This window comes from Mesorhizobium sp. CA6 (genome assembly GCF_020165035.1).
In the GTDB taxonomy this organism is placed as follows: Bacteria; Pseudomonadota; Alphaproteobacteria; order Rhizobiales; family Rhizobiaceae; genus Mesorhizobium.
On record NZ_JAIUHI010000003.1, the window covers coordinates 300,271 to 311,825 of the forward strand.

Sequence of the window (11,555 nt, forward strand, 5' to 3'; positions counted from 1 at the left end):
TCCGTTCATCTCGGAGCAAAACGCTCGAATAGGTTCATCATGGATCGTCTCAACGGCCTTCTGGCTTTCGCCCGCACCGCCGAGCTCGGCAGTTTCGTCGCCGCCGGACAAGCGCTCGGCATTTCCGCCTCCGCCGTCGGCAAGAGCGTCGCCCGGCTCGAGCAGGAACTCGGTGTGCGTCTCCTGCAGCGCAGTACGCGGCGCATAGGTCTGACCGAGGAGGGCAAGCTGTTCAACGAGCGGGTGCGCCGCATCCTCGACGACATAGAAGACGCGGAGGCGATGCTGTCGCGTACACGCGAGACGCCGCATGGCCGGCTACGCATCTCAACGCCGATCGTCACCTATCATCTGCTTTTGCCGGTGCTGTCGGAATTCATGGCGCGATACCCGGAAATCGAGCTCGACATCGATTTCAACGATCGCATCGTCGACGTCATCGACGAGGGTATCGACGTCGCGATCCGCAGCGGCGAGCTGCCCGATTCGCGATTGGTGTCGAGGCCGGTCGCGCCCTTTCGCATGATATTGTGCGCGGCCGCCTCCTATCTCGATCGCCATGGCATGCCCGGCACGCCGGCGGATCTAGCGGCACATTTCGGGATACACTTCCGCTTTCTCAACAGCGGCAGGCTGCTCAACTGGCCGTTCATCACCGGGAGCGCCGAGCCGCAGATCCGTTCGATGCTGACCTGCAACAACATGGAGGCATTGAAGGGCGCTACGATTGCCGGTCTCGGCATCGCCTGCATGCCCGACTTCCTGGTGCGGGAGGCGCTGCATGACGGCAGGCTGCGCGCCGTGCTCGACGACCATGTCGACGGCCGCGGCCAGTTCCGCATGCTGTGGCCGTCCAATCGCCATCTTTCGCCGAAGGTCCGGGTCTTCGTCGATTTTCTTCCCGAGAGGCTTGCGGCGGGGCGATAGGCCCGGCAATCCAAACGAAGCTCCGCGGGGATGGTCAGTAGGTCGCGCGGCCGCCGGAGAGATCGAAGGTCGCGCCGGTGGTGAAAGAGTTCTCGTCCGACAGCATGAAGACGATCATCGCGGCGGCCTCTTCCACCTCGACGAAGCGGCCGCGCGGCACTTTGCCGAGCATATAAGCGACCTGCGCTTCCGTGAGCTGCTCGAGAATTCTGGTGCGGGCGGGCGAGGGGGTCAGCGCGTTGACGGCGATGTCGTGTCCCGCGAGCTCCTTGCCAAGCGACTTGGTCAGCGCCAGCACGCCGGCCTTGGCGGCCGAATAGGCGGCGGCATTCGGATTGCCTTCCTTGCCGGCCACCGAGGAGATATTGACGATGCGGCCGTAATTGCGCGCGACCATGCCGGGCACCAGGCGCCGGCAGCAGTAGAAGACGCCGTTGAGGTCGATATCGATGATCTGACGCCAGGCGGCGGGGTCGTAGTCCGCCACGGTCGCCGCCGGCCCGGCAATGCCGGCATTGTTGACCAGGAGATCGACGGGGCCAAGCGTGCGCTCAGTCGCGGCGGCCGCGTGATCGACGGCCTCGATCTGGGACTGGTCGCAGAGAATGGCTTCAACGCGGCCGAGCGAAGCGAGCTCGGCGACAGCCCGGGTCATTGCGGCCTGGTCGACGTCCCAGATGGCAACGCCGGCGCCCGACGACAACAGGCGCCGGGCGACCGCAAGGCCGATGCCTTGCGCGCCGCCGGTCACCACGGCGACGCGGCCGGAAAGATCGACGGCGTTCAAACGGCGGTTCATTGGCAATTCCCTTGCTCGTCGAGCAATTCAGCATCCTGATGGATTGCTACTTGCTCCAACTTTCTGATTTTACGCAATTCCGAACGGAAAACCGCCGAGCACTTTTCCTGGAATTCCCTTGGCATTGGATACCCCGGATCAAGCCCCGACGTTTCGCGCCACCAGCCTGGCTACGCTTGGCACAATCAGCAGCACGACCAGGAAGCGCGCCGTCTGCAAGGCCATGACGAAAGAGATGTCGACGTTCTGCGCCGCGGCGGCGATGTCACCCAGCCTTTTCTGGCGCAGGAAGGCCGAAGCCGCCAACGGGATGGGTCTCGATCTGGAATTCGAAGCCGGCGATGAAGGGACGCGCCCTGGCGATCGCCGCCTGGACTTCCGGCAGCTGCAGCGATGCCTTATGGCTCGCCTGGTCGGTCCACACTTCGGTGACCCAGATGGCGTCGGCGTCGGCTGGATCGGTGGCGATGATGTAGCTCAGGCAGCCCGGGAGAGCGCCGGTGCTTTCGCGCAGCACGTCCATGACCGCATCGCGCTGGCCGCGTGCCGCCCGCATCTTGCCGATCAGTCCGTACATGCCCTTGATCTCCTCCAGGTTGTGCGCTGCATCGAGTATGCAGTCGACCGCTCACGGCATCAACTGGCCACCATTGACCTCGATCACCTGGCCGATGATGTAGCCGCTCAACAGATCGGACGACAGGAACAGGTAAGCTCCGACGCAATCCTCCGGCGTTCCGGCGCGCCCTTGCGGAATGGTGGCGACCATGGCCTTGATCTGCTCGGCATTCGAATAGCGTTCGTGGAAGGGCGTCAAGATCGTACCGGGCGCCACGGCGTTGACGCGGATGCCGAAGCCGATCAGCTCCTTGGCCATGCCGCGCGTCACGTTGGAAACGAAGGCCTTGGACGATCCGTAAAGTCCGGCGCCGCCGCCGGCGCCGTTACGGGCGGCGATCGAGGTGGTGTTGATGATGAAGCCACCCTGGCGCTTCAGCCAGGGGATCGCCTTGCGCGAAGCGGTCAGGACAGAGCGCGCATTGAGGTCCATCACGGCGTCGTAATGCGCCTCGTCCTGGTCGGCATAGGCGACGCGGCCAAGCATGCCGCCGGCATTGTTGACCAGGCCGTCGAGCCGGCCGAAATGGTTTGCGCTCTCTTCGACGACACGCTCGACGTCGGCAGGTTTCGAGAAGTCGCCCTGGACCAGGAACACCTCGCCGCCATCGTCGCGGATGGATCCGGCCACGGTTTCGGCGGGAGCGCGGCTTGCATTGAAATGCAGCGCGACGCGGCATTTCTGCGCCGCATAGGCACGGGCAAGTGCTGCGCCGATCCCGGTCGAAGCGCCGGTGACCAGCACCGCCTTGCCGGCAAGATCGGGGATGGCAAGTATCGTCATGTCGGCTGGTCTCCGGGTTGCCATCCTTCGTAGGCCATTGCCGGCCCGGCCTTCAAGTGTTGGCGTTCAGTGCGGGCGCATTCAGGGCCTGAGATAGACATAGCCCTGATGCTGCAGTTCGGCGAGCTTCACGACGCCGCCCTTGTCGGCAAGGTCGAAGCCAGCCAGCAGGTCGGTCAGCGTGATATCCATACCGTGCAAGGTGTTGCCGCAGGCTTGCGGCACAAGTCCCTGCTGGACAAGGCCGGCAAAGCGGCTGGAAACAGCGCCGGAAGCGCCCTTGACTTTGAAGGCGGCCAGAGCCGGACCGTGCACCACGAGCACGATGTCGACATTGCCGCCGGTGCCTTCATAGTGGTTCTTGATGTTGCCGAGGACGAAGTTGACCTTGTCGGCGTCGCTGAGGTGATAGGCGACTTTCAGCCGCCCCTCAGGCGTTGCCGCATTTGCCCGGCTCAGGCCGAACAGGCCCGCGGCGCCTGCGAGGCTGGCACGAAAAATGTCACGGCGCAGCATCGTATCCCTCCGTTCGCCGCGCGCTCGCGATTTTGCATGGTCCAGGCGGCACTCCTAGACTAGCATATCCAAGTCCTGTCGGTGGGAGGAGGATCACATGACATCGAGGACCATGGTGGCGAGGACCATGGCGGTGGTGCTTTGCGCCGCCTTTGCCGCTTCGTTCGGCGCGGTGCGCGCTGAACAGCCGCTTAAACTTCCCGAGCTCAGCCCGACTGGCGCCGACGCCTGCTTCGGCCGTGTCTACGACGCCGCCCATCTCAAGGCGCATCCGCGCCAGAAGGTGGCGCGCATCTTCTTCTTCTACGGCCATGACCCGGTCAGCCGGACGAACGAAGAACCCGCCGCCAACCAGGATACGTCCTATAACGGCTTTCTCACCACAACGGTGCGCGGCGCCAAGAAGCCGGAATGGGCAAGCAGCTGGTGCAACAAGGAGGATCCAAGCGACAAGGCGAGCGGCATCCGTTGCGGCATGGACTGCGACCGGACGCTGGCTTCGCTGAAAGTCGACGACAAGGGGAAGCTTCTTCTGTCCGGTCTGTCGCCAGACGTCTATCTCGACCCGGATTCGGAAGAGCAGCTCGGCGAGGCCGAGTACAACAGGCAGGCGCTGGGCAGCGACGACGACAATTTCAAGCTGGACCCGATGCCGGCCGAGACCTGCAAGGCGGAGTTCGCGCGCATCGACCCGATCGATCCGGCGCTGGGCGAGCCGCTGCGCGTGCGGCTCAAGCCCGATCAGCCCTTCTGCTTCGGGCGTGACTACGACGATGCGCATCTGAAGTCGCATCCCAACCAGCTGACGCAATCGATCCGCGTGTTTCGCGGACCCGTCGAGCTCGCCTCCTTCTCAGCCGGCGGCGATGCCGCGAACTGGCCGGATGGGGCGGATGTCGCCGTTTCGGTGACGACCAGGCAGAAAGGGAAAAAGGTCACGCAGACCTATTCCTGCCAGGGCGAGGCCGATCAGTGGCGCTGCTCGGCCAGTTCCAAGATGAGCGATTTTTCCTGCGACGTCTCGCAGAAGGAGATCTTCCTCAAGCGCGGCGTCAACGGCACGATGATGGTTGCAAATCCCAACAATGCAGTGGCAATTGTCGATCTCTGTTCGAAGGCGGCGGATGGCAAGACCAGGTCAGACGACAAGGTCTATCGGCTGCAGCCGATGCCGCAGTCGGCATGTGCTCCGTGAGGTCTGCCGATATTCAGGTGAGGCCGGCCTGCGAACGGCGGCTTCCTACGCTTCCGGTGCTCACGTACTTTCAACTACGCTCCGCTCCGGTTCTCGGAAGCCATCGTTCTCGACTCGGCCTGACCTGAATCTCGACGGACCTTCGCGCTCTGCTAAGCGAAAGGCACGGCCGCGGTGCCTTTCGGCAGCTTCGCCTCGTCGTCCGGCTCGACATGGATGGTGACGCGCACCGAGGGGATCTCGGCCTTCAGCGCGTCCTCGATGCGGTCGCAGATGACATGGCTGGCGCCGACGGTCATGTCGGCGTCGACCACGAGATGGAACTCGATGAAGGTGGCGCGCCCGGCAATGCGCGTCTTGAGATCATGCACCTCGAGCGCGCCCTTCGAATTGGCCGATATGATGTTGCGGATCTGCATGTGCTCATGGTTGTCGACGGCGCGGTCCATCAGCCCGCTCATCGACGAGCCGATGACATGCCAGCCCTGCCACAGGATGTTGAGCGCGACGATCACTGCCAGCGCCGGGTCGAGGACCTGCCAGCCGGTGAGCACGGCACCGACAAGACCGCCGAACACGCCGACGGATGTTACCACGTCGGTCATGATGTGCTGGCCGTCGGCGACAAGCGCAGGCGACTTCGCATTCCGGCCGGCGCGGATCAGCGTCCAGGCCCAGATCGCATTGATGACCGTCGCGAGGCCGTTAACGGCAAGTCCTTCCCAAGGCTGTTCCAGCGGGGCCGGATGTTGCCAGGACTGCCAGACCTCGTTGAGGATCAGCAGCGCCGCGACGACGATCAGCACGCCTTCGAGGACGGCGGAAAAATATTCGGCTTTATGATGGCCGAAGGGATGGTCCTGGTCGGCGGGCTTGTAGCTGACCTGGATCGCCCAGAAGGCGGCGGCCGATGCGATCACGTTGACGATCGATTCCAGCGCGTCGGAATAGAGCGCCACGGAACCGGTGATGTACCAGGCGGCAAGCTTCAAGACGAGCACCACGAAGGCGACCAGGATCGACGAGAAGGCAAGCCTGGCAATCTTCTCGCGGGTCGCGGCTTTCGCCGCGGCCGCCACCGTGTCCTGCGTCGCAGCCATAGGTCCTACGCGGCCTTTTCCTTGGCCTTGCGCGGCAGATGCGCGACAATGTTTTCGATGATGCGCATGCCGGCATTGTGACCGAGCGTCATGATCGATTCCGGATGGAACTGCACCGCCGCGATCGGCTCCTTGCGGTGCTCGAAAGCCATGATGATGCCGTCCTCGGTCTCGGCGGTCACCACGAAACCGTCGGGCAGGCGCACCGGGTCGGCGAAAATCGAGTGATAGCGGCCGACGGTCACTTCCTTGGGCAGGCCTGAGAAGATGATGCCGGGCTTCGAAACGCGGATGCGCGACGGTTTGCCATGCATGGGGATGTGCAACTGCCTGAGCTCGCCGCCATAGGCCTCGGCCAATGCCTGCAGGCCGAGACAGACGCCGAAGATCGGCAGGTCGCGGCTGCGCGCTCGTCTGATGGTGGCGGCGCAGTCGAAATCCTTCGGCGTGCCAGGGCCGGGCGACAGCACGACGAGGTCCGGCTTCAACCGCTCGAAGACCTCCTCCGGCACCGGCGAGCGAACCGTGGAGACGTTGGCGCCGGTCTGGCGGAAGTAGTTGGCCAAGGTATGGACGAAACTGTCCTCATGGTCGACCAGCAGGATGTTGACGCCGTCGCCGACGCGCGCGGTGGTGCGCTCGGTTCCGGTGGCGTTGCCGGTCTTGGCGTCGCGGATGGCGGAGAGCATGGCGGATGCCTTCAGTTCGGTTTCGGCTTCTTCTTCCTCGGGAATGCTGTCGAAAAGCAGTGTGGCGCCGGCGCGGACCTCGGCGATGCCGTCCTTGATGCGGATGGTGCGCAAGGTCAGCCCGGTGTTCATGTCGCCATTGAAATTGACCATGCCGACCGCCCCGCCATACCAGGCGCGCGGGCTCTTCTCGTTCTGCTCGATGAAGCGCATGGCCCACAGTTTCGGCGCGCCGGTGACGGTGACCGCCCAGGCATGCGAGAGAAACGCGTCGAAGGCGTCCATGCCTTCGCGCAGTCTACCCTCGATGTGGTCGACAGTGTGGATCAGGCGCGAATACATCTCGATCTGGCGGCGGCCGATGACGCGCACGGAGCCTGGCTCGCAGACGCGCGACTTGTCGTTGCGGTCGACGTCCGAGCACATGGTGAGCTCGGACTCATCCTTCTTCGAGTTGAGCAGCTTCAGGATCTGCTCGCTGTCGGAAATGGCGTCGTCGCCGCGTTTGATGGTGCCGGAGATCGGGCAGGTCTCGACGCGGCGGCCGTTGACGCGCACGAACATCTCCGGCGAGGCACCGATCAGATATTCGTTCTCGCCGAGATTGATGAAGAAGGAATAGGGCGAGGGGTTGATCGATTTCAGCTTGCGCGAGATGTCGGAAGGCTGGGTCTCGCAGCGCTCGTAGAACATCTGTCCAGGCACGACCTCGAACAGGTCGCCGCGCTTGAAGCTCTCCATGGCGCGGCGCACCAGGTTGGCGTATTCGCCCGGCTCATGGTCGCCGCGCGGCGGGATGCGGTCGGCGGTCTTGAACGGCTCGGCATGGGCATCGCGGGCCAAGCCCTCGGTCGAAAAACCGTCGCCGGAATAGTCGTAGCGGTCGGTCCAGGCCTTGGTCGAATAATGGTCGACGACGAGGATCTCGTCGGGCAGGAACAGCACCAGGTCGCGCTGGCTCTCCTTGCGCTCGAGCTTGTAGTCGACAGGATCGAACTGGAAAGCTAGGTCGTAGCCGAAGGCGCCGTAAACGCCGAGATTGGCGTCCTCGGCGGTCTTGAACAGCGCGGTGATGGCGCGCAGCACCGTGAACACGGACGGTACGCGGCTGCGCTCCTCCTCGGTGAAGACGCGGCCTGGTTTGGCGACATCGAGGCGGATGAGCGTCTTCGAGGTCTCGACGATCATCACTTCACTGAGCTCGCCAAGCGCCTTGCCGATCACCGGCAGCAACACTTCGCCACGTTTGTTGAGTGCTTCGATGCGCATGGTGCGTCCCCGCGCGGAAATCACCAGCGGCGGATCGATGATGGCGGTATCCCAGCGCGTGTAGCGGCCCGGATATTCGTAGTTGGAGGAAAACACCGCGCCGCGGCGCGAATTCAGGCCGTCGACATAGGCATCGATCGCGCCTTCATAGGGCCGCTCGTGCCGCTCGCGGGTGATCGTCACGCCGCCCGCGGTGATGAAGCGCTCGGCCCCGTTGTCCAGAACTTTAGTCGTCATTGCCGTCTCCATCAGCGTCTTGGGCAACGGACCCGGGAATGGCGTTAAAAAACAAATGGCCGCCCGGATATTCCGCTGCGGCCACCCTCTTTTTCACGCGCACAAGCACGAACAGGCCGCTGTCAGCGAGCCCACCACCAAATGGTCTTGTTCGAACGCATGTTCATGGCGACTCCCATAGCGGCGAATGGAGGTCCATGCAACTGGATTTCACGGCGGATGGTGAAAGCCGCTACGCCTCAGTCTTCCAGCGTGCCGGAGCGTGCATCGGTGCTCCTGGCGTCGCCGGCGAGCTTCAGAAGATCCTCGCCGGCGCGGATGATGCGGCGCGCGCGGCGGGTCAGGATGAAGCCCGACTGAGGGGCGAACACTTCCGTGCGGCCGCCGGCCTCGCCAGGCGCGTGGACGATCGTCGCCAGCCTTTCGCCTTTCTTGACGCGGTCGCCGGGTTTGACCTCGTAAAGGATCGCGCCGGCCCTGGGCGAAGGCATCATGTCGATGTTTTCCAGCGGTACGACCGGTCCGGAAAATTTCTCGAATTTCGGCACTGATGAGTCCTGGACGACGCCGCGCGTCACAAGCAGTCGGTAAAGTCCCGCGGCATCGGCCGCGGCGAAGGCGGCGTCGACATCGAGCATGCCGCGATATTCGACCGTGGTGACGGCGCGGCGATCGAAACGCGCGACGCTCGCCGGCACGTTCTGGTAGGGCATGATCGAGGCGCCTTCGAAGGTGCCGGTATCGTCCTCGCTCCACAGCAGGACGGCTTCGGCGCCCATGGCCGCCGCGCAATCGGCCATATGCGGCCACAGGCTGGTGTGGATGTAGAGATAGGCCAGACCTTCGTCGTCGCAGTGGAGGTCAAGCACGATATCGTTGCCGAGCGAGAGCTGGACGAGCCGGTTCTTCAGCCGGCGATCGGCGCCGCCGAGGCTGACATCCGGCAGAAGCCTGGCGTCGGGCGCGGCAAGCAGCGGAAAGGAGCGATTGAAGTTGGTGCGGGTGCCGAGATTGAAGCGGCCCTGGTGCTCGCCGAAATGATATTGCGCGCGGCCGATCGGGTTGGCCCAGGGTACGATGGTGATCGGACCCTTGATGCGGCCCTCGGCCTCCGCCTTGGCCAGCATCGGCATCAGCGCGTCAATGGCGACGACGCCCGGCAGCTCGCCGGCATGCAGCGCCGCCTGCAGATAGGCGGAAGGAGCCGCCTTGTCCTTGCCCTCGAAACGCAAGACCGGAAATTCGTAGGCGACGCCTTCGCTGTCACCGGCGATGCGTTCGATCATCTTCTGCATGGGATACTCCGCGTGAAGAGGTTTCAGCCATGCATTTTTGCGATCGGGCTGTCGAGTGGTCCAGCCGCGCCGGGTTGTCGGGGCAGCGTGGCTACGGCGAAGACGCCGAGCCTTGCTACGGCGAAGTTGCCGAGCCTAACCGCTGCGCCTTTTTCCGGAATTGCTCTACTCCAGCGGCTTCAGCTCCTGGGCGATGGTCGGCAGCAGCTCCGAGACATTGGGGTGGATGTGCATGGCGCGCGCCAGCGTCGAGATCGGCGCCTTGGCGTACATGAGGTCGAGCACGCAGTGGATCGCCTCGTCGCCGCCCGGGCCGAGCACGGAGCAGCCGAGGATTTCACCGGTGTCGGCATCGGCCAGGATCTTCATGAAGCCTTGCGTCTCGCCCTTCTCGACCGCGCGGCCGACACGCGTCATCGGCCGCTGTCCGACCAGCGCGCGGCGGCCGGATTTCTTCACGGCGGCTTCCGTCATGCCGCAGCGCCCGAGCGGCGGATCGATATAGAGCGCATAGGCTTCGATGCGGTCGCTCACCTTGCGCGGATCGTTGTCGAGCAGGTTGGCGGCGACGATCTCGAAGTCGTTGTAGGAGGTGTGGGTGAAGGCGCCCTTGCCGTTGCAGTCGCCCATCGCCCAGATGCCCGGCACATTGGTGCGCAACTGGTCGTCGACGACGATATAGCCGCGCTGGTCGACCGCGACGCCGGCCTTGTCGAGGCCGAGATCGTCGGTGTTGGGCTTGCGCCCCAGCGCCAGCAGCACATGCGAGCCGACCGCCGGCGGCTTGCCGGCGGAGAAGGTGACGGCGATCCCATTGCCTTGCCTGGCAAAGGCGATGTTGTCCGCGCCGACATGGACGGCGATGCCTTCGTTTTCGAGTATCGATTGGATGGCGGCGGAGGTGTCTTCATCCTCGCGGCCGGTCAGCCGCGGCGCCTTCTCGATCACCGTGACCTCGGAGCCGAAGCGGCGGAACATCTGCGCGAATTCGAGCGAGATATAGCTGCCGCCGATGACGATCAGGTGGCTGGGCAGCACATCGAGATCCATCATCGAGGAATTGGTGAGATAGGGCACGTCGTTGACGCCAGGCAGATCGGGCACCGAGGCGCGGCCGCCGGTGTTGAGGAAGATTTTTGGCGCGGTGAGCAGCTCATCGCCGACGCGCACCGTGTCGGCGGTGACGAAACGGGCATGGTCGCGATAAAGCGTGCAGCCCTTCAGGCCGGCGATCCATTTTTCGAGATTGCCGCGGGCGTCGTTGGTGACCTTGTCCTTGCGCGCCTTGATGCGCTTGTAATCCACGCTGACCGGGCCCGACAGCGCGACGCCATAGTCGGCGGCGCGGCGGGCGAGATGCGCGGCATAGGCGCTCGCTACCATCGCCTTGGTCGGCATGCAGCCGGTGTTGACGCAGGTGCCGCCGATAAACTTGCGCTCGATCAGCGCGACCTTCATGCCGGCGGCTTCGAGCCGGCCGACCAGCGGCGGTCCGGCCTGGCCTGCGCCGATGACGATGGCGTCGAAGCTCTTTGCGCTCATGCGACCGCCGCCACGATGAGCAGCCCGCCGATGATGGCCACCGCATCCTCGATGAAGGCGGCGGGCTGATCCTTGCCAAATGCGACGGACAGCCGGCCGCGGACCTCGGCGCCGCCCAGCGTGCCGATCACCGCGCCGATCGCGCCGGCGAGCAGGCCGCCGATGGTGGCGCCGGCGGTCGCGCCGATGACTGCGCCACAGAAGGCGCCGACGGCGATGCGGGTGCCGAACTGCGGCGGCACCTTGCGGCTCGGCGTCGACGGCAGCTGGTCGGCGACCAACTCGACGATGGCCAGGATGGTGAAGATGCCGGCAGCGATCCAGTGGCCCATGAAGCTCGCCCAGGTGCCCGTGACCGGCAGCCAGCCGAGATAGGAACCCCAGGCGACGGCGGCGGGCGCGGTCATGGCGCGCAGGCCGGCAATGACGCCTATCAGCAGGGCGAGAATGTAAAGCATGATCGGCCCCCTCAAACCGAGACCGTCGCATGGCCTCGCAACGGCAGGCTAGCACAAGCCAGGCGTTTGGCTACGGGGCTTTTGTCAGACGATCGATTATGCTTTGGCAGCAGACGAAAACCTGGA

11 protein-coding genes and 1 pseudogene are annotated in these 11,555 nt (G+C 64.4%); 2 read left to right on the forward strand and 10 right to left on the reverse strand.

Features of this window, described 5'->3' with window-relative positions; genetic code table 11:
- Positions 1 to 39: 39 nt before the first annotated feature.
- A complete protein-coding gene (locus tag LB526_RS05860; protein WP_095766457.1) occupies positions 40 to 927 on the forward strand; it encodes a LysR family transcriptional regulator in 888 nt (295 codons plus the stop codon).
- A 34-nt stretch (positions 928 to 961) separates the two neighbouring features.
- Here the strand turns inward: LB526_RS05860 and LB526_RS05865 are convergent, their stop codons facing one another.
- The 5 genes and pseudogenes from LB526_RS05865 to LB526_RS05885 form a co-directional block, all read right to left on the reverse strand.
- Positions 962 to 1,714, reverse strand: coding sequence for an SDR family NAD(P)-dependent oxidoreductase (locus tag LB526_RS05865; RefSeq protein ID WP_224626941.1), 753 nt, complete (start codon positions 1,712 to 1,714; stop codon positions 962 to 964).
- Between the two features lie 150 nt (positions 1,715 to 1,864).
- A pseudogene (locus tag LB526_RS05870) lies at positions 1,865 to 1,990 on the reverse strand (AbrB family transcriptional regulator); the annotation flags it as partial.
- A gap of 1 nt (position 1,991) precedes the next feature.
- Entirely contained in the window at positions 1,992 to 2,303 is a 312-nt protein-coding gene (locus LB526_RS05875) for a putative quinol monooxygenase (RefSeq protein ID WP_095766458.1), read from the reverse strand.
- Positions 2,304 to 2,354: 51 nt separating this feature from the next.
- Positions 2,355 to 3,128 (reverse strand): SDR family NAD(P)-dependent oxidoreductase, encoded by a 774-nt coding sequence (locus LB526_RS05880; protein ID WP_224524510.1) that lies wholly within the window; start codon positions 3,126 to 3,128, stop codon positions 2,355 to 2,357.
- An 81-nt stretch (positions 3,129 to 3,209) separates the two neighbouring features.
- Complete coding sequence (locus LB526_RS05885; protein ID WP_224626768.1) at positions 3,210 to 3,644, reverse strand: DsrE family protein; 435 nt, start codon at positions 3,642 to 3,644, stop codon at positions 3,210 to 3,212.
- Positions 3,645 to 3,741: 97 nt separating this feature from the next.
- Between LB526_RS05885 and LB526_RS05890 the strand changes: the two genes are divergently transcribed.
- Positions 3,742 to 4,839: a hypothetical protein gene (locus tag LB526_RS05890; protein WP_224626769.1), complete on the forward strand. Its 1,098-nt coding sequence runs from the start codon at positions 3,742 to 3,744 to the stop codon at positions 4,837 to 4,839.
- 152 nt (positions 4,840 to 4,991) lie between these two features.
- Here LB526_RS05890 and LB526_RS05895 read toward each other — a convergent pair whose 3' ends face one another.
- The 5 genes from LB526_RS05895 to LB526_RS05915 all read right to left on the reverse strand — a co-directional run bounded on the left by LB526_RS05895 (position 4,992) and on the right by LB526_RS05915 (position 11,429).
- Positions 4,992 to 5,939: a cation diffusion facilitator family transporter gene (locus LB526_RS05895; protein ID WP_140838782.1), complete on the reverse strand. Its 948-nt coding sequence runs from the start codon at positions 5,937 to 5,939 to the stop codon at positions 4,992 to 4,994.
- Positions 5,940 to 5,944: 5 nt separating this feature from the next.
- Entirely contained in the window at positions 5,945 to 8,134 is a 2,190-nt protein-coding gene (locus LB526_RS05900) for an anthranilate synthase (RefSeq protein WP_224626772.1), read from the reverse strand.
- Between the two features lie 239 nt (positions 8,135 to 8,373).
- On the reverse strand, positions 8,374 to 9,429 hold the full coding sequence (locus tag LB526_RS05905; RefSeq protein ID WP_224626773.1) for a succinylglutamate desuccinylase/aspartoacylase family protein: 1,056 nt from the start codon (positions 9,427 to 9,429) through the stop codon (positions 8,374 to 8,376).
- 165 nt (positions 9,430 to 9,594) lie between these two features.
- The gene (locus tag LB526_RS05910) at positions 9,595 to 10,971 is read right to left on the reverse strand and encodes an FAD-containing oxidoreductase (RefSeq protein ID WP_224626775.1); all 1,377 of its coding nucleotides are present in this window, start codon (positions 10,969 to 10,971) and stop codon (positions 9,595 to 9,597) included.
- Positions 10,968 to 11,429: a DUF4126 domain-containing protein gene (locus LB526_RS05915; protein WP_224626777.1), complete on the reverse strand. Its 462-nt coding sequence runs from the start codon at positions 11,427 to 11,429 to the stop codon at positions 10,968 to 10,970. Before LB526_RS05915 ends, LB526_RS05910 begins: the two co-directional genes overlap by 4 nt.
- Between the last annotated feature and the right edge of the window lie 126 nt (positions 11,430 to 11,555).

What these genes read in the sequence shown, in the direction of transcription:
- LB526_RS05860 (WP_095766457.1), top strand. Translation starts at nt 40, where the DNA reads ATGGATCGTCTCAACGGCCTTCTGGCTTTCGCCCGCACCGCCGAGCTC.
- LB526_RS05875 (WP_095766458.1), bottom strand. Translation starts at nt 2,303, where the DNA reads ATGTACGGACTGATCGGCAAGATGCGGGCGGCACGCGGCCAGCGCGAT.
- LB526_RS05880 (WP_224524510.1), bottom strand. Translation starts at nt 3,128, where the DNA reads ATGACGATACTTGCCATCCCCGATCTTGCCGGCAAGGCGGTGCTGGTC.
- LB526_RS05885 (WP_224626768.1), bottom strand. Translation starts at nt 3,644, where the DNA reads ATGCTGCGCCGTGACATTTTTCGTGCCAGCCTCGCAGGCGCCGCGGGC.
- LB526_RS05890 (WP_224626769.1), top strand. Translation starts at nt 3,742, where the DNA reads ATGACATCGAGGACCATGGTGGCGAGGACCATGGCGGTGGTGCTTTGC.
- LB526_RS05895 (WP_140838782.1), bottom strand. Translation starts at nt 5,939, where the DNA reads ATGGCTGCGACGCAGGACACGGTGGCGGCCGCGGCGAAAGCCGCGACC.
- LB526_RS05900 (WP_224626772.1), bottom strand. Translation starts at nt 8,134, where the DNA reads ATGACGACTAAAGTTCTGGACAACGGGGCCGAGCGCTTCATCACCGCG.
- LB526_RS05905 (WP_224626773.1), bottom strand. Translation starts at nt 9,429, where the DNA reads ATGCAGAAGATGATCGAACGCATCGCCGGTGACAGCGAAGGCGTCGCC.
- LB526_RS05910 (WP_224626775.1), bottom strand. Translation starts at nt 10,971, where the DNA reads ATGAGCGCAAAGAGCTTCGACGCCATCGTCATCGGCGCAGGCCAGGCC.
- LB526_RS05915 (WP_224626777.1), bottom strand. Translation starts at nt 11,429, where the DNA reads ATGCTTTACATTCTCGCCCTGCTGATAGGCGTCATTGCCGGCCTGCGC.